General features: G+C 70.9%; 10 protein-coding genes and 9 pseudogenes. 1 reads left to right on the plus strand and 18 read right to left on the minus strand.

What is annotated here, in order from left to right; all coding sequences use genetic code 11:
• Positions 1 to 35: 35 nt before the first annotated feature.
• From leuA to hrcA, 18 genes and pseudogenes are all read right to left on the minus strand, one after another.
• A pseudogene (gene leuA, locus ACZ8AI_RS04730) lies at positions 36 to 1,807 on the minus strand (2-isopropylmalate synthase).
• 348 nt (positions 1,808 to 2,155) lie between these two features.
• Complete coding sequence (locus ACZ8AI_RS04735) at positions 2,156 to 2,575, minus strand: Ig-like domain-containing protein (protein WP_464856925.1); 420 nt, start codon at positions 2,573 to 2,575, stop codon at positions 2,156 to 2,158.
• A 247-nt stretch (positions 2,576 to 2,822) separates the two neighbouring features.
• Positions 2,823 to 2,984, minus strand: a complete 162-nt coding sequence (locus ACZ8AI_RS04740) for a hypothetical protein (RefSeq protein WP_464856927.1) — start codon at positions 2,982 to 2,984, stop codon at positions 2,823 to 2,825.
• A gap of 198 nt (positions 2,985 to 3,182) precedes the next feature.
• Entirely contained in the window at positions 3,183 to 5,225 is a 2,043-nt protein-coding gene (locus ACZ8AI_RS04745) for an Ig-like domain-containing protein (protein ID WP_464856929.1), read from the minus strand.
• Positions 5,226 to 5,357: 132 nt separating this feature from the next.
• Entirely contained in the window at positions 5,358 to 6,755 is a 1,398-nt protein-coding gene (locus ACZ8AI_RS04750; RefSeq protein ID WP_464856931.1) for an ABC transporter permease, read from the minus strand.
• Positions 6,752 to 7,501 (minus strand): annotated as a pseudogene (locus ACZ8AI_RS04755) (ABC transporter ATP-binding protein). Before ACZ8AI_RS04755 ends, ACZ8AI_RS04750 begins: the two are co-directional and overlap by 4 nt.
• A 108-nt stretch (positions 7,502 to 7,609) precedes the next feature.
• Positions 7,610 to 8,284 (minus strand): response regulator, encoded by a 675-nt coding sequence (locus ACZ8AI_RS04760; RefSeq protein ID WP_071293008.1) that lies wholly within the window; start codon positions 8,282 to 8,284, stop codon positions 7,610 to 7,612.
• Between the two features lie 520 nt (positions 8,285 to 8,804).
• A complete protein-coding gene (locus tag ACZ8AI_RS04765) occupies positions 8,805 to 9,380 on the minus strand; it encodes a histidine kinase (RefSeq protein WP_464857194.1) in 576 nt (191 codons plus the stop codon).
• On the minus strand, positions 9,371 to 9,550 hold the full coding sequence (locus ACZ8AI_RS04770) for a hypothetical protein (protein ID WP_464856933.1): 180 nt from the start codon (positions 9,548 to 9,550) through the stop codon (positions 9,371 to 9,373). Before ACZ8AI_RS04770 ends, ACZ8AI_RS04765 begins: the two co-directional genes overlap by 10 nt.
• 88 nt (positions 9,551 to 9,638) lie before the next feature.
• A pseudogene (gene era / locus ACZ8AI_RS04775) lies at positions 9,639 to 10,573 on the minus strand (GTPase Era).
• Positions 10,574 to 10,741: 168 nt separating this feature from the next.
• A pseudogene (locus ACZ8AI_RS04780) lies at positions 10,742 to 11,020 on the minus strand (transporter associated domain-containing protein); the annotation flags it as partial.
• A 107-nt stretch (positions 11,021 to 11,127) separates the two neighbouring features.
• A pseudogene (locus ACZ8AI_RS04785) lies at positions 11,128 to 11,892 on the minus strand (CNNM domain-containing protein); the annotation flags it as partial.
• Positions 11,893 to 11,896: 4 nt separating this feature from the next.
• Complete coding sequence (gene ybeY / locus ACZ8AI_RS04790; protein ID WP_022907665.1) at positions 11,897 to 12,358, minus strand: rRNA maturation RNase YbeY; 462 nt, start codon at positions 12,356 to 12,358, stop codon at positions 11,897 to 11,899.
• Positions 12,355 to 13,418 (minus strand): annotated as a pseudogene (locus tag ACZ8AI_RS04795) (PhoH family protein). The gene ybeY and the pseudogene ACZ8AI_RS04795 overlap by 4 nt, the downstream one beginning before the upstream one ends.
• A 67-nt stretch (positions 13,419 to 13,485) precedes the next feature.
• A pseudogene (locus tag ACZ8AI_RS04800) lies at positions 13,486 to 13,840 on the minus strand (histidine triad nucleotide-binding protein).
• 384 nt (positions 13,841 to 14,224) lie between these two features.
• A pseudogene (locus ACZ8AI_RS04805) lies at positions 14,225 to 14,644 on the minus strand (RsmE family RNA methyltransferase); the annotation flags it as partial.
• A pseudogene (dnaJ, locus tag ACZ8AI_RS04810) lies at positions 14,644 to 15,758 on the minus strand (molecular chaperone DnaJ). The pseudogenes ACZ8AI_RS04805 and dnaJ, both read right to left, overlap by 1 nt.
• Before the next feature lie 131 nt (positions 15,759 to 15,889).
• Entirely contained in the window at positions 15,890 to 16,909 is a 1,020-nt protein-coding gene (gene hrcA, locus ACZ8AI_RS04815; RefSeq protein WP_464856936.1) for a heat-inducible transcriptional repressor HrcA, read from the minus strand.
• A gap of 107 nt (positions 16,910 to 17,016) precedes the next feature.
• On the opposite strand from hrcA, the gene ACZ8AI_RS04820 reads away from it, so the two are divergent.
• Positions 17,017 to 17,484 (plus strand): DUF4870 domain-containing protein, encoded by a 468-nt coding sequence (locus tag ACZ8AI_RS04820; RefSeq protein ID WP_254786141.1) that lies wholly within the window; start codon positions 17,017 to 17,019, stop codon positions 17,482 to 17,484.
• Positions 17,485 to 17,497: the final 13 nt, after the last annotated feature.

Below are 17,497 nucleotides of genomic sequence, written 5' to 3' on the forward strand. Positions count from 1 at the left end.
TCTCCAGGCAGGGTGCGACCGGAGCCGCGCGGCGCCTAGGCCGAGACGAGCTCCGGCGCACCGGACGCCGCGCCCGCGCGCACCGCGCGGTTGACGGCCGAGACGATCGCCTTGAGCGACGCCGTCGCTGATGTCGGCGTCGATCCCGACGCCCCAGAGGCGCACGCCGTCGACGTCCAACTCGACGTACGAGGCGGCCTTGGCGTCACCGGAGGCGCTCATCGTGTGCTCCATGTAGTCGTACAGCGTGACGTCGACGCCCTGCTCCCGCATCACGGTCAGGAACGCGTCGATCGGACCGGTGCCGACGGCGTCCGCCTCGACCGAGCCCTCGTCGACGCGCATCGCGACCGACAGCTTGGTCGTGCCGTCGAAGTCGCTCGACGTCGCGGTCTTGGTGATCTCGTACCGGCCCCACTTGTCGGACTCGTCGTCCGCGGGGAGGTACTCGTCGCGGAACAGGTCCCAGATGCGCTCGGACGAGAACTCGCCGCCCTCGGCGTCGGTGCGCTGCTGCACGACCCCGGAGAACTCGATCTGCAGCTTCCGGGGCAGGTCGATGGCGTGGTCGGTCTTGAGCAGGTACGCCACGCCGCCCTTGCCGGACTGCGAGTTCACGCGGATGACGGCCTCGTACGAGCGGCCGATGTCCTTCGGGTCGACGGGCAGGTACGGCACCGCCCACTCGATCTCGTCGATCGTCTTGCCCGCTGCGTCGGCCTTGGCCCGCATGGCGTCGAAGCCCTTGTTGATGGCGTCCTGGTGGGAGCCGCTGAACGCCGTGTAGACGAGGTCGCCCGCCCACGGCTGCCGCTCCGGCACGGGCAGCTGGTTGCAGTACTCGACGGTGCGCTTGATCTGGTCGATGTCCGAGAAGTCGATCTCGGGGTCGATGCCCTGCGTGAACAGGTTCATGCCGAGGGCGACCAGGTCGACGTTGCCGGTGCGCTCCCCGTTGCCGAACAGGCAGCCCTCGATGCGGTCGGCGCCGGCCATGTACCCGAGCTCCGCGGCGGCCACGGCGGTGCCGCGGTCGTTGTGCGGGTGCAGGGACAGGATGACGTCCTGGCGGTGCGCGAGGTGACGCGACATCCACTCGATCGAGTCGGCGTAGACGTTCGGCGTCGCCATCTCGACCGTGGCGGGCAGGTTGATGATGACCTTGCGGTCCGGGGTGGGCTCGAAGACCTCGAGCACGGCGTTGCAGATCTCGACCGCGACCTCGAGCTCGGTGCCCGTGTAGGACTCCGGCGAGTACTCGTAGAACACCGTCGTGTCGTGCTGCAGCGTCGCCTCGGGCAGCCTTGCAGAGCTTCGCGCCGGACACCGCGATGTCGACGACGCCCTGCACATCGGTGCGGAAGACGACCTCGCGCTGGACGATCGACGTCGAGTTGTAGAGGTGGACGATGGCCTGCTTCGCGCCGTCGATCGCCTCGTACGTCCGGTTGATGAGGTGCTCGCGTGCCTGGGTCAGGACCTGGATCGTGACGTCGTCCGGGATCGCGCCCTCGTCGATGAGCGAGCGGACGAAGTCGAAGTCGGTCTGCGAGGCGCTCGGGAACCCGACCTCGATCTCCTTGTAGCCCATCCGGACGAGCAGGTCGAACATGGCGCGCTTGCGCTCGGCGTCCATCGGGTCGATGAGGGCCTGGTTGCCGTCACGCAGGTCGACGGCGCACCAGCGCGGGGCCTGCTCGATGCGCTTCGTCGGCCAGGTGCGGTCCGGGAGCTCGACTCGGATCTGCTCGTGGAACGGGACGTACTTGTGGATCGGCATCCCGGAGGGGCGCTGCGTGTTCTGCATGGTGTCGCACTTTTCGTCGTGTGGTGGGGTGTGCGGCCACGACGGACTCCGCGACGAGGTGGGCCGGTGTGTCAGGCCTCGTCGCGGCAGCGAAGGAGAAGCAGCGCAGCGTGCATTTGACGACCACCGTAGCACTGGGCGACGGGGCCTCGCGTGCTCGTCGTGTGATCGAGGCGGAGGCGACGGGGCCCCGGTGACGGGAACGGAAGGCCCGGGCGGCGGCCCGAGGCGTTTCTGCCAGGCAGACGGACCAGAAGGTCCGGGGCCTGCCCTGGCTCCCGCGCGCAAGCCACCGGCGCGCCTGCTCGTCCCGATCCGTCCCGTCCCGCGTCACCACGGGTCCGCTGGTCAGCGCTCGACGGTCACGTTCACCGCAGTGAAGTGGAGCTTGCCGCCCTTCGTCCGCGCGGTCGCCCAGAACTGGTACGCGCCGGAAGGGAGGTCGACACCCGCCGTCACCGTCCAACGACCGCCCGACACCACGGCCTCCCCGAAGACGCTGTCCGTCGCGAAGTCCGTCCCCGTCACCCGGATCGACGAGTCGTCGGACGCGGAGCCGGTGAAGGTCAGTGCCCCGTCGCCGCGCACGATCGACCCGTCCGACGGCGTCTGGAAGGCGAACTCCCCCGCGTCGCCGTAGTCGAGGGTCACCGGTGTGCCGGGCGACTCCGTTCCCTCGAGGCTCTGCGAGACGGTGAGGCGCACGAGTCCCGAGCCGACCCGCGTCGGGTCGATTCCGATGTTGAACGTCCCGGACGGGTCAGCCACCCGGGTCGAGCCGACGACACACCGTCCGCGTCCTTCGCGATGACGGTGGCTCCGACCCTGCCGAGGCCACCGATGCCCGCCCACTCATCGATGCGCTCGGGGAAGTACCCCCCGGCGCGGGGCGCGGGGAGGTCCGACGACGGGGCGACGATGACGTTGATGCCGGCGACCTCGATCTTCCCGCCCTTCGTCCGCTGTGCAGCCCACAGCTGGTACGGCCCTTCCGGAAGTCGGAGCGAGGTGTTCGTCACCGTCCACCGCCGTCGACGACCCGGGCGCTCCCGATGGCGGTGTCCTGCGAGAAGTCCGTCCCGTTGAGCTGGACGAGCCCGCCGCTGACACCCGATCCGCTCAGGCTCAGGCCGTCGCCACTGATCGTCGCGCCGTCCTCGGTCCCCGTGAACGCCACCGAGTCGTCTCCGTAGGCCGTGAGCCGGACCTCGGTCGGCTCGGACGTCGCTCCGCCCGGGACGTCGAGGTCAGCGATGAGGCTCGTCCAGCCCGCTCCTTGACCTTGGTCGGGTCGACAGCTGACCTCGTACGCGCCGTCCTTCGCCGTGGCGACCGTGGACCTCGACGACCTGGGTTCCGTCGGCGTCGCGCACGGTCACGGTCGCGGCGTGCTGAGCGACGCCGATGACGCTGGCCCACTCGGCGACGTCAGCGGGGAAGATCCCGCTCGCGGTCGGCGCGGACCGGACCCTGCTGCCGCACGGTGACGTTGACCCCCTGAGAACGCCACCTTTCCACCCTTCGTCCGCTGACTGACCCAGAGCTGGTAGGGGCCAGACGGCAGCACGACCCCTGCTGCCGTGTCCACCGACCACCGGAGGTCGTCGTCGACCGAGGTGCTCCCCAGACCGAGATCGTTCGAGAAGTCCGTGCCGGACACGGAGATCACGCCGCCACGATTCCCCGTACCGCGGAGGCTCAGCTCTGAGAAGAGCACCGTACTGCCCTCGGTCGGGAACGAGAACCTCGGCGTGTTCTGTCCGTAGGAGAGACGAACCCCCGTCGCCGTGGAGACGTCTTCCCCGACGGTTTGCGTCACGAGGAGATCGACGTCACCGGCACCGACCTTCGACGGGTCGATGGCGAGTTCGTAGGAGCCATCGGCGTTCGACACCTGGGTCGAGGCGATCTGCGTTCCCTCGGGCGTCCGCGCCACGACGGTCGCACCGACGTCGGCGGTGCCGATGATCTCCGCCCACTTCGTGACGTCCGTCGGGAACACTCCCGTCGCTGCCGGCGCTCCGGACAGCGGCCGCGGACGGGATGGCCACCGCGGAGGTGGTGTCGATCGCGAACGCGCCGTGCTCGGTGTCACCACGGAACGCTCCGCGCAGGGCGACCGCCGCACCGGAGCGCCAGCGTCGACCCGGAGCTCAGGCAGGACGCGGAGGAGCGCACCGGCCTCGAGATCGATGTTCCCCACGGAACGGAAGTGCGCCGTCAAGGTCGATCCGTCGGCGCTGACCTCGACGTCTTCGGGGTGGGGCCCGAGCTGCCAGCCCGACGCGTCTGGTCGGTACCCGACGGGAACCGATTGACCGCGGGTGAAGGACGTACCCTCCGGCGCCGTGAACTCGAACTCCCCCGTCAGCGACGTGACCTGTGCCTGCACCTCCACCATCGCGGGCACCCGGACCGGGGATGCTCGGTCCAGCTGAGGTGGTCGGGACCGTGGACGCGGCGAGGCCTCCGTTGTCGACCTCGGCGCCGGCACCCTCGGCGACGGAGGCGACGCCCGGTGCCGCAGTCGCACCCCACGACATGCGAGAGGTCGAGTCCGCTGTACCTGCAGGTAGACGGAAGCGTCCGGGCGATCGGGTGCTCGGCCGTCGAACACCGCATCCGCGACGCGCTGATCGATCCGTCGTCCCCCATCCGCCACGTCCGCTGTCTCTGCCGTCGCCGCGTCACAGGGGAAGAAGAAGAGGTGGCCGTACGGGGTCCAGGAACTGGCGGAGCTCCGCCACACGAGCCCTTCGCCGATGAGGCACTCACCGTCGAAGGTGATCCGGCCCGCCGTTCCGCGCGCCGGGAAGGTCCACGCGTCGACACCGTCGGCAATGGCTGCCGACGCGGCTTGCTGCGCGGACGTGAAGTCGCGACCGGTGAGTTCGCGGCGTCCCTCGTCGTCGATCGCCGTCGTCCCGTCGAAGAGGACGAACCGATCGTCGGCGACGTGCTGGATGAAGGCCGAGCCGGGCTGCGATCGCGCCGGGTCGGTGGATTCGGCGGCGTCAGCGGCGGCGTCGGGGACCGAGAGTCCGGCGGCGACGACGATCAGGAGCCCACCTCCGGCGACGAGGCCCCTGCGGACACGGTGAGAACAACTGGTATTCAACATATCACCAAGACTATCGCGACCAGCCGCAGCGGCGACCATTCCCGAGCCCTGGTCGGACGACCACGAATCGCTGCAGTCCACCGCGAGCGCCTGCGTCGGCGGCACCCGCACCGCCGACACCACCGCGAGCACCAACGCCCCGACGACGCCGATCGTCAGCGGCGGCAGCACCGGCGTCACCGGGGCGCCGAGCGAACCGAGCAGCGTCTGCCCGCCGATCCACCCGTGGACCATGCCGAGCACGAGCCCGGTCAGGACAGGCGCGACGACGATCTGCACGGCGTCGCTCGCGATCATCCGTCGGGCCTGCGCCCCGGTGAGTACAAGCGCGTCGTGCGATCGCCCGCGCGCAGACGGCGACGGCCTGGAGGCGCGGTGCCAGCTGGCACCGCGCCTCCAGGCCGTCAGGGGTCGCGACCAGGGCGCCGGTCAGTCGACCGCGAGCGCCTCCGTCGGCGGGACGCGCATCGCGCGGCGGACGGGCGCGACGGTCGCCACGACCGCGAGGGCCAGGGCGCCGACCACCACCACGACGATCGTCCCGGGCGGCATCACCGGCACGATCGGGCTGCCGAGCGAACCGAGCAGCGTCTGCCCGCCGATCCACCCGTAGACCACACCGAGCACGAGCCCGGTCAGGACCGCCGCGATGACCATCTGCACGGCCTCGGTCACGATCATCCGTCGGACCTGCGCCCCGGTGAGCCCGAGGACCCGCAGCAGCCCGAGCTCACGGCGTCGCTGCAGGACGCCGAGCGCGAGGGCGTTCACGACCCCGACGGCGGCGATCACGGCGGAGAACCCGACGATGACGCTCACGACGGCGTTGAGCTTGCTGAAGAAGTCCTGCAGCGAGCGGAGCTGCTCCGGCCGCCGCCCTTGAACTGCGCGTTGAGCTGCGTCTCGAGGACGTGCTGCGTGATGCCGAGCGTCACCGCGAAGGTGACGAGCAGCGTGACCCCGATGACGAGGCCGATGGTCGCACGCGAGGACCGGCCCGGCGCCCGCATGGCGTTCCGACCGGCGAGCAGCACGACCGGGTCGCGTGAGCCGATCCGGCCGATGAGCTGCGGAGGAGGGGGGCATCACGATCGTGGCACCCACGGCGATCCCGGCGAAGGAGACGAAGCCCCCGAGGGCCGCGGGCAGCACGGCGACGGGCGATGCGGAGCTCCCGACGAGTCCGACCCCCATGAGGACCGCCCCGACGACGATGAGGACGACGGCCAGGACCGTCCGGCCTCGCCCGGAGCGGACGTCGTCGTGGCTGGGCTCGACGCTCGAGGACAGCGCCTGCAGCGGCGTGACCGTGAGCACCCGGCGCGACCCCACGCCGAACGCGCCCCAGGTGGCGAGGACGACGGCGGCGATCGGCAGCACGAGCTGCCACGGCAGCATCGTGTAGCTGGTGTCGGGCAGGAAGCCGTTGCCGCGGAGGATCACCACGAACAACGCGGTGAGGCCGGTGCCCGCGACGGCACCGATGAGGCCCCCGAGGACTCCCACGACCAGACCGGTCCGGGTGATCCGTCCGCGCAGCGACGCCCGGTGGCGCCCACAAGGCGCTGCAGCGCGATGATGCGGGTCTGGCCGGCGATGAGCGTCGCACAGGTGTTCGCGGTGACGATCGCGCCGACGTAGAGGGCGACGCCGAGGGCCAACCGCGCCGATGACGGAGAGGATCGCCTCGACGGATCGCAGTTCGGCGAAGCCGGTGGCGGACAGCGCCTCGGTCACGATCCCGGGGGCGATGACGAGGGCCGAGCCGAACGTGGTGCCGAGTGCCGCGACCAGGACGGTCGGCGCGAAGGCGCGGACGCCGTTCATGCTGCTGCCTCCATCCCGAGCATCGTGGCGGAGATCTCGGCGGGGTCCATCGCGGGGCGGTCGGCGACGACGCGGCCGTCCGCCAGGAACAGGATGCGGTCGGCGTTGGCCGCGGCGATCGGGTCGTGGGTGACCATGACCACGCTCTGCCCCCAGTCGTTACGGCCCCGCGCAGGATCTGCAGGACGTCACGACCGGTCCGCGAATCGAGCGCACCGGTCGGTTCGTCCGCCACGACGACGGCCGGCCTGGAGGCCAGGGCGCGTGCGATCGCCACGCGCTGCTGCTGCCCGCCGGACAGCTGGTGCGGACGGTGCGTCAGACGGTTGCCCAGCCCGAGCATCCCGACGAGCTGGTCGATCCAGGCGGACTCCTCGCGTGAGGGCTTGTGGCCGCCGAGCAGGAACGGCAGCCGGATGTTTTCGCTGACGTCGAGCGTCGGCACCAGGTTGAACGACTGGAAGACGAACCCGAGCCGGCGCCGCCGGAGTTCGGTGAGGTCCTTGTCGCCCAGCCCCGTGATGTCGACGCCGTCGATCGTGATCCGGCCGTCCGTCACCGCATCCAGTCCGGCAGCGACGTGCATGAGCGTGGACTTGCCCGAGCCCGACGGCCCCATCACGGCGGTGAACTCGCCCGCGCCGATGTCGACGCTGACGTCGTCGAGCGCCGTCACCCTGGGCGCCGTCGCCGTAGTGCTTGGACACGTGGTCGAGTCGGATGATCGGTGCGTGGCTGGTGGTCATGGAACCACCATGGCGGCCGGGAGGCACGCCCCGCGTCGGTCGGTCGGCTCCTGTGGATGATCCGCTCGGCTTGCTTCCCTGTGGGGAAGTCATCCGAGCGGATGACCGTCAGTCTGCCTTCGTGACCAGGCCGTGCTCGTGCGCGAAGACCACGAGCCGCACCCGGTCGCGCAGCTCGAGCTTCGTGAGCACCCGCGAGATGTGGGTCTTCACGGTCGCCTCGCTGACGTACTCGTGCTGCGCGATCTCGCTGTTGCTGAACCCCCGCGCCGCGAGGTCGAAGATCTCGCGCTCCCGCGGAGTGAGGTCGGCGAACGCGGCCGGCACGTTCGCCGCCTGCTGCGTCGTGTCGTCGTAGCGACGCAGGAGCTCCCGCGTGGCCGATGCCGCGAACACCGCGGTGCCGGCGTGGACGGTGCGGATGGCCGCGAGCAGGAACTCCGGGTCGGCGTCCTTCAGCACGAAGCCGCTCGCCCCGGCCCGGATGGCCTTCGCTGCCGCCTCGTCGAAGTCGAACGTGGTCAGGACCAGGACCTTCGCGCCGTCCGCGCCGCTGTCCTCCACGATCTTCGACGTGGCGGTGATGCCGTCCATCACCGGCATCCGGACGTCCATGAGCACGACGTCCGGGCGGCCACGACGGACGAGTTCCACACCCTCGGCGCCGTCCCCGGCCTCGCCGACGAACCGCAGGTCGGGCTGGGAGTCGATGAGCATCCGGATGCCGGTTCGGAAGAGCGCCTGGTCGTCGACGAGTGCGACGCGGATCGGAGTGTCGTTCATCAGGCGGGTCGCTCCTGGGGCGTCGAGGTGAGTGGTGCTGTGCTGGGCGTCCCGGTCGGGACGAGTCCACGTGGCATCTGGCCGCTGGCGGGCACGGCCGGCATCCGGACGGAGACCGCGAAGTCGTCGCCACGCGCGCCGGCCGTCATCGTGCCGCCGGTCATGGCGGCGACGTTCGCGCATGCCGACCAGGCCGTGACCGGTGCCGTGGCCGCGGGTGCCGTCGTCTGCGCGGCGGTTCACGACGCTGATCTCGACGGTGTCGGGGCGGTAGGTCAGGGCTGCGTGCACGGGCGTGCCGGGCTCGCCGTGCTTCCACGCGTTCGTCGGGCTCTCCTGCACGATCCGGTACACGGCGAGCTGCGTGGCCGTCGGCAGGCCGGCGGGATCGCCCTCGCGCTCGACGCGGACGTCGAGCCCCACCTCGCGCATCTCGCGCACGAGCCGGTCGATGTCGTCGAGGTCCGGGGTCGGCGCGGTGCCCTGCTCGTGGCGGAGTGCGCCGAGGAGCTCCCGGACGTCACCGAGCGCACGACGGGCGGTCGTCGAGATCGTGCCGAGGGCCTCGTCGGCGATCGCGGGGTCGGCCTTCAGCGTACCGTGCCCCGTCTGCCTGGGCGATCACGACCGCCAGGGAGTGGGCGACGATGTCGTGCATGTCCCGGGCGATGCGGACGCGCTCCTGCTCGACGGCGACGGCGCGGTCGGCGCGGGCGGCGTCGCGCTCGGCGAGGAGCTGGGCCTCGCGGCTCATGCTCGCGGACCGCCGGGTCCGGCCGATCACGCCGGCGAGCCACGGCAGGAGCAGGAGCAGGAGCACGACGGCGAAGTACGTGACCGCGACCCGGAAGGACTCCTCCTGCGGGGTCGTCGCGGTGACGATGTCCCGCCGGTGGGAGTAGTCCTCGAGCCCGAAGTAGAGAGCGGCGACGACCGGGCCGATGATCGCCGAGACCAGTCCGGCGATGCGGACGCGCCGGCTGCCGTACCGACTGGTCGTGTAGACGACACCCGAGATGAACACGTTCGCGATGCCGGGGGTCTGCGGGGCGATCAGCTCGAACAGGGCGACGACCCACGCGGCGGTCAGCGCCAGCCCCGGTGGAGAGGCGGCGGAGCGCCAGCGCCACCTTGAGCCCGGCGAGGGTGACGTACTCGAGCGGCGTGTCGCATGCCGCCGGCGGTGGTGACGAGCACGAGCGCACCGAGCACGACGGCGATGACGACGTCGGTGGTGATCTGCACGCGCAGCGTGGGACGGAACACCACCCCACGGTACGTCGCGGAGACCGAGCGCGCGTCCGTCCCGCGGATGACCCGGGACGGCGAGCCGCGGCGGGTCACCAGCAGCGGGTCAGAAGCCGAGCCGCCCGAGCTGCTTCGGGTCGCGCTGCCACTCCTTCGCGACCTTCACCCGGATGTTCAGGTACACGTGCCGACCGCCGAGCAGCGACTCGATCTCGACGCGGGCACGGGAGCCGACGTCCTTCAGACGCTCGCCCTTGTGCCCGATGACGATCGCCTTCTGGCTGTCGCGCTCCACGAACAGGTTCGCCGAAGATGCGCAGCGGATCGTCGGCGTCGTCGTCCTCGTCCGGTTCGACGATGTCCTCGATGACGACGGCGAGCGAGGTGCGGCAGTTCGTCGCGGACGCCCTCGAGCGCTGCTTCACGGATGAGCTCACCGATGCGCTCCTCGTCGGTCTCCTCGGTGACGGTCGACGCGTCGTACAGCTGCGGGGACTCGGGCAGGAGCTGCGTGATCTCCTCGAGCAGCACCTCGAGCTGCAGCCCTTCGTGCCCGACGTCGGGGATGATCGAGTCCCACTCGCGGAGCTTCGACACCGCCAGCAGTTGCGCGCCGACGGCGTCCTTCGAGGTGCGGTCGATCTTCGTCACGATCGCGACCTTCTTGGCGCGCGGGTACTGGTCGAGCGTGTCGTTGATGAACTTGTCGCCCGGCCCGATCGGCTCGTTCGCCGGCACGCAGAACCCGATCACGTCGACGTCGCCGAGGGTGGACTGCACGAGGTCGTTGAGCCGTTCGCCGAGCAGGGTGCGCGGACGGTGCACACCCGGGGTGTCGACGATGATGACCTGCCCGTTCGGCCGGTGCACCACGCCGCGGATGGCCCGGCGGGTGGTCTGCGGCTTCGAGGACGTGATGGCGACCTTCTCGCCGACGAGCGCGTTCGTCAGCGTCGACTTGCCGACGTTCGGACGGCCGACGAAGGAGACGAAGCCGGCGCGGTAGGGCTCGCCGGTGGTGGGGGTGGTGGTGTCGGTCATGCGTGCGGGGTTCCCGTCGTGGTGGGTGTCGCGTCGTCGAAGGCGTCCTCGACGCCGGCGAGTTCCGGGGTGCGCTCGGCGAGCACGGTGATGAGGTGGCGGCGCTTGCTCCTCGACCCGGTCGGCGGTGAGCACCAGACCGGACACGGTGACGGTGTCTCCGCGGACGGCCAGGTGTCCGAGTTCCTTGGTGAGCAGACCGCCGGCGGTGTCGACGTCGTCGTCCTCGAGCTCGATGCCGAACAGGTCGCCGAGCTCGTCGATGGGCAGGCGTGCCGAGATGCGCCAGGTGCCGGGCTCGACCTCGACGCGGTCGACCACGGCGCGGTCGTACTCGTCGGAGATGTCCCCGACGAGCTCCTCGATGAGGTCCTCCATCGTGACGAGCCCGGCGACCCCGCCGTACTCGTCGACGACGAGCACGAGGTGGTTCTTCGCGACCTGCATGTGGCGCAGGGTGTCGTCGGCCGCCTTCGACTCGGTACGAACTCGGCCGGTCGCAGGATGGTGGTGACGCGCTGAGCCCCGGACCCCGGACGCTCGTACAGCGCGCGGGAGACGTCGCGCAGGTACAGCACACCGAGCACGTCGTCGCTGTCCTTGCCCGTGACCGGCATGCGGGACACCCCGGCGGCGAGGAACTGCTCCATCGCCGCGCCCAGGGTGTCCGAGCCGTCCACGGTGGTCATGTCGGTGCGCGGCACCATGACCTCGCGCACCAGGGTGTCGCTGAACTCGAACACCGAGTGGATGAGCTCGCGGTCGTCCTGCTCGAGGACGTTGCTCTCGGTGGCCTCGTCGACGAGCGAGAGCAGCTGCTCCTCGCTCGACACCGTGGACGCGCTCCGCCCACGACCCGGAGTGACCCGGTCGCCGATCACGACGAGCAGCCCGGCGAGCGGACCCAGCACGATGCGGATTCCCCGGACGATGCCCCCGGTCGACCCGATCAGCCGCTCGGCGTGGGCGCGCCCGACGCTCCGGGGGCTCGACCCCACCAGCACGAACGAGACCGCGGTCATGATCGCCGCGGCGACGATCAGCGCGACCCACCAGGTGTCGAACACCATGACGAGCGCGATGGTGACGAGCACGGCCGCGGCGGTCTCGGCGAGCACGCGGAAGAAGTTGAGGGCGTTGACGTGCGCGCCGACGTCGTCGCCGATCGCCTCGATCGCACGGCGGTGCTTGCTCCCGCGGGCGATCTCGTCGAGGTCAGCGCGGGACACCACCGAGAGCGCGGCGTCGGAGGCGGCGAGCAGGCCGCCGAGGACGACGAGCACGAACGCCACCGCGAGCAGCCCGGTGACGAGCAGCATCAGGTCACCGTCCTCGGCGCTGGGCGGCGAAGGCGGTGAGGATCTCACCCTGCAGACCGAACATCTCGGCCTTCTCCTCCGGCTCGGCGTGGTCGAACCCGAGCAGGTGGAGGATCCCGTGGCAGGTGAGGAGGAGCATCTCGTCGGTGCTCGAGTGGCCGGCGGTCTTCGCCTGTTCCTCGGCCACCTGGGGGCAGAGCACGATGTCGCCGAGCAGCCCGGCGGGCGTCGGCTCGTCCTCGGTGCCCGGACGGAGTTCGTCCATCGGGAAGCTCAGCACGTCGGTGGGGCCGGGCTCGTCCATCCACCGCACGTGCAGCTGCTCCATCGCCCCCTCGTCCACCAGCACGATGGCGAGCTCCGCGTCGGCGTGGACGTGCAGCGCGTCGAGCGCGAAGGCGGCGAGGCGCTGGATGGCTGCCTCGTCGACCTCGACACCGGACTCGTTGTTGAGCTCGATGCTCACCGGTTGCCTCCTCGGGCGTCGTTCTGGGGGTACGGGGAGCCCTGGCGGTCCTGCGGCGGACGCCCCCGTCGCTCGGCACGGTTCGCACCGGCGGGGTCGCCGACGGGCGCGGTGCCGCGGCCGCCCGGGCGGTGCCCGGACTGCTCGGCGAGGCGCTCCTCGTCGTAGACGGTGTAGGCGTCGACGATGCGGCCGACGAGCGTGTGGCGGACGACGTCCTCGCTGCCGAGCCGGGCGAAGTGGATGTCGTCGACCTGGTCGAGGATGCGCGTCACGAGCCGGAGACCGGACAGGTTGCCCGGCAGGTCGACCTGGGTGATGTCACCCGTGACGACCATCTTCGACCCGAACCCGAGCCGGGTCAGGAACATCTTCATCTGCTCGGGCGTGGTGTTCTGGGCCTCGTCGAGGATCACGAACGAGTCGTTGAGCGTCCGACCGCGCATGTACGCGAGCGGTGCCACCTCGACCGTGCCCGCGGCCAGGAGCTTCGGGACCAGCTCGGGGTCCATCATCTCGTTGAGCGCGTCGTACAGCGGGCGCAGGTACGGGTCGATCTTGTCGGTCAGCGTGCCGGGCAGGAACCCGAGCCGCTCGCCCGCCTCGACCGCGGGGCGCGTCAGGATGATCCGGCTCACCTCGCGCCGCTTGCAGTGCCTGCACGGCCTTCGCCATCGCCAGGTAGGTCTTGCCGGTACCGGCGGGGCCGATGCCGAACGTGATGGTGTGCTCGTCGATGGCGTCGACGTAGGCGCGCTGCCCGTCGGTCTTCGGGCGCACGGACTTGCCGCGGCTCGACACGATCGGGGGTGCCGAACGTGTCCGACGGCTTGCGGTCCTCGTCGAGGAGCCGCGCGGAGACGGGGATGTCCGACGGGCCGATGTCCTGCCCGCGCTTGACCATGCCGACGAGCTCGTCGACGAGGGCGTGGGCACGGGTGACGTCCCGCTCGGGTCCGGACAGCGAGACCTCGTTGCCGCGGACGAGCACCCGCACACCGGGGTACTGCCGCTCGACGGTCTTGAGCAGTCGGTCCTGGGGTCCGAGCAGCTGCACCATCGCGATGCCGTCGACCTGGATCTCGACGGTGACGTCCGTCGGCTCGGTCGGGGAGGGTGCTGGTTCGTTAGCCGGCAATGTTGCCTTCCTGCAGGTCACCTGCGAGTAGCGTGCGCGTGCACGTGGAACACGGTCTGACCGGCGGCTTCGCCGGTGTTGAAGACGAGACGGAACTGGCCGCCGGCACGCTCGTCGGCGATGCGCTGGGCGGTGGCGACCACGTGGGCGAGCAGGTCCGGGTCGCCTGCGGCGAGCTCGGCGACGTTCGCGTACTGCTGGGTCTTGGGGACGACGAGCACGTGGACGGGAGCCTTCGGCGCGATGTCCTCGATCGCGATCACGCGGTCGTCCTCGGCGACGACGGTCGCCGGGATCTCGCGCGCGATGATCTTCGTGAAGACGCTGGGCGTGCTGGTGCTCATGGCTCCATCGTAGAACGCGGGGCTGACGCCCGGCCTTCCCGATCCGGCTACCAGCGTCCGAGCCGCGTCTGGAGGACTGCCAACGCGGCCGGTCCGGCGGTCGAGGTCCGCAGCACGGTGTCGCCCAGACGGACCCGCACGGCCCCGGCGTCGACCAGCCGGTCGAACTCGGAACCGTCGATCCCGCCCTCCGGCCCGACGACCAGGACGATCTCGTCGACGTCGGCGGGTGGTTCCCACGCCGAGAGCCGGACGTCGCCGACCGGGTCGAGCACCAGGACCGGCACGCGGAGCACCAGCAGCTGCACCACCACCGGCGAGAGCCGCCAGCGCCGCCGTCGTCACCGGCGCCTCGACCACGGGGACCCACGACCGGATCGCCTGCTTCGAGGCCTCGTGCGCGATCGCTTCCCAGCGCGCTCGGCCCTTCTCGACCTTCGCGCCGTCCCACCGGGAGACGCTGCGCGCGGCCGACCACGGCAGGATGCGGTCGACGCCGATCTCGGTCGCCGCCTGCACCGCCATCTCGTCGCGGCCGCCCTTCGCCAGCGCCTGCACCAGCGTGAGCGACGGACGCTGGGCCGGGGCGAACTCGACCGCGGCCACGAGGACCTCGAGCGTGTCACGCCCCAGCGTGGACACCGCGCCGGTCACGACGGTGCCGCGACCGTCCGAGAGGCGCAGGGTCTCCCCCACGCGGACCCGGGCCACGGCGACCGCGTGCCGACCCTCTGCCCCGTCGAGCAGGACCGAGTCGCCGACCGCGACGCCGTCGAGCGACCCGACGAGGTAGAGCGACGCCATCAGAAGTTGAAGAAGCGGTCGCGGAGCTTGCCGAACATGCCCTGCTGGAACCGGGCGAGCTGCGGCTTCGCGGCCTTGTGCGACTTCGCGAGCTGCTCGACGAGCTGGCGTTCCTTGTGCGAGAGCTTCATCGGCGTCACGACCTGCACGCCGACCCGGAGGTCGCCACGGCCGTTGCCGCGCAGCTTCGTGATCCCGCGGTCCTTGATGACGAGCACGTCGGCGCTCTGCACGCCGGGTCGGAGCTCGAGCTGGACCGGACCGTCGAGCCCGTCGATCGTCGTCGTGGTGCCGAGGATCGCGTCGGTCATCTGGACCTCGAGCGTGGCGAGGAGGTCGTCGCCCTCTCTGCTGAAGACGTCGTGGTGGCGCACCCGGATCTCGAGGTAGAGGTCGCCCGACGGTCCCCCCGCCGGCCCGACCTCGCCCTGACCGGGCATCTGCAGCCGCAGCCCCGAGTCGACACCCGCGGGCACGTCGACCGGCACGGTGCGACGGGCGCGGACACGACCCTGGCCCTGGCAGGTGGGGCACGGGTTCGGGATGACGGTGCCGTAGCCGCGGCAGGTGCCGCAGGGCGCGCTCGTCACGACGTTGCCGAGGAGCGAGCGGACCTGGCGCTGGATGTGCCCGGTGCCGCCACAGATGTCGCAGGTCTGCGGGTGGGTGCCGGGGCCGCGCACGAACCGCCGCACGTCTCGCAGAGCACGGCCGTGTCGACCTCGACGTCCTTGTGGGTGCCGAAGACGACCTCGTCGAGGTCGACCTCGATCCGGAGGAGGGCGTCCTGCCCGCGCTCGGCCCGGCTGCGCGGGCCGTTGCCTCGGCCGCCGCCGCCGGCGCCGCCGCCGAAGAACGCGTCGAAGATGTCGCTGAAGCCGCCGGCGCCGCCGCCGAACGGGCTGTCCGCCTGGGGCCCCGCGTCGTAGCGTCGGCGCTGCTCGGGGTCGCTCAGCACGTCGTACGCGTGCGTCACGTCCTTGAAGCGTTCGGCGGCGTCCGGGCTCGGGTTCACGTCCGGGTGCAGTACGCGCGCCAGTCGGCGGTACGCCTTCTTGATGTCGGCATCGGAGGCGTCCGGCTGGACGCCGAGGACGTCGTAGTGGTCTGCCACGTATCCCTCAGTCGGTTCGGTTCGGTGCGGCGGTCGCCGCTGATCAGGTGGTTGCTGGTGGGCCGGGAGGCGCGGATCGCCTCAGCGGGTCGCCCCGCGTCCGGCGTGCGATCGGCTCCAGTTCGGTCCGGTCAATGTTCGCCCAGGAGTTTGGACAGGTACCGTGCGACGGCACGGACGGCGGCCATGTTCGTGCCGTAGTCCATCCGTGTGGGTCCGAGGACGCCCAGCCGGGCGACCTCGCCACGGGCGAGGTAGCCGCCGGCCACGATGCTCGTCGCGTCGAGCCCGTACTCGGCGTTCTCGACGCCGATCCGGGCCGCCACGGCGACGTCGTCGATCTGCATCTCGCCGAACAGGCGGAGCAGGGTGACCTGTTCCTCGATCGCCTCGAGCACGGGGAAGAGCCCACCGGAGAAGTCCTGCTCGCTCTTCGCGAGGTTGGCGGCGCCGGCCATGACCAGGCGGTCCTGCCGGTTGGCGGCGACCTGCTCGATCAACGTGGCCACGACGACCCCGGCGAGCGGCTGGGCGTCCGGCCGGATCTGCTGCGGCACCGCGCGGAGCGCCGTCGCGACGTCCTGCAGCAGGAGCCCGACGGTCGCACCGTTCACGACGGCGCGGAGTTCGGTGAGCCCGGCCTCGTCGAGCATGACGTCGGTCTCGACGACGCGCTGCTCGACCCGGGCGGTGTCGGTGATGAGCACGACCATCAGGCGGTCGTCGCCGAGGCGCACGAGCTCGATGTGCTGCACCCGGGCGCGCACCATCGAGGGGTACTGCACCAGGGCGACCTGGTTGGTGAGCTGGCTGAGGAGCCGGACGGTGCGACCGAGGACCTCGTCGAGGTCGTTCGGCGCGCCGAGGAAGGTCTCGATCGCGTGGCGCTGGGCGCTCGTCAGCGGGCGGGCGCCGGCGAGGTGGTCGACGAACACCCGGTAGCCCTTGTCGGTCGGGACCCGGCCGGAGGAGGTGTGCGGAGCGGCGATGAGCTGCTCGTCCTCGAGCTGGGCCATGTCGTTGCGGATCGTCGCGGCGCTGACCCCGAAGGCGTGCCGCTCGACGATCGTCTTCGACCCCACCGGTTCACGCGAGGCGACGTAGTCCCGCACGATGGCCTTGAGGACCTCGAGGGAGCGTTCGCTGACCACCCGGACCCCTTCCACTCGTTCTGGCACTCGGACGTGTCGACTGCTGATCCTACGCCCGACCACCGACGGACCGGGACTTCTCCACAGCCTGCCGATACGCTTCCGCCATGAGCTACGGACAGCAGCCCGGCGGACCCTACGGACAGCAGCCCGGACAGCCCGGAGGACCGGGCTGGACCGGCGGACCCGGTGGCCCCCAGAACCCCGGTGGCCCGCAGTACCCCGGGGGCTACACGCCGCCGCAGCCGATGTCCCCGGAGGACCAGCGCCTCTGGGCCACCCTCACCCACATCGGCGGCATCTTCTTCAACTTCATCGCACCGCTCATCGCGTACCTCGTGCTCCGCGACCGCGGCGGGTTCATCCGCGAGCACACCCGCGTCGCGCTCAACTTCCACATCACGATGGCGATCGCGTACGTCGTCGCCGGGATCCTGACGATCGTGCTGATCGGCGCCATCCTGATCCCGGTCATCGGAGTCGTCACGATCATCTTCGGGATCATGGCCGCCGTCGCCGCGAACCGGGGCGAGTTCTACCGCTACCCGCTCTCGATCGAGTTCGTCAAGCCGTAACGGCGACGCCCGC

The organism is Curtobacterium sp. AC273 (assembly GCF_979253735.1).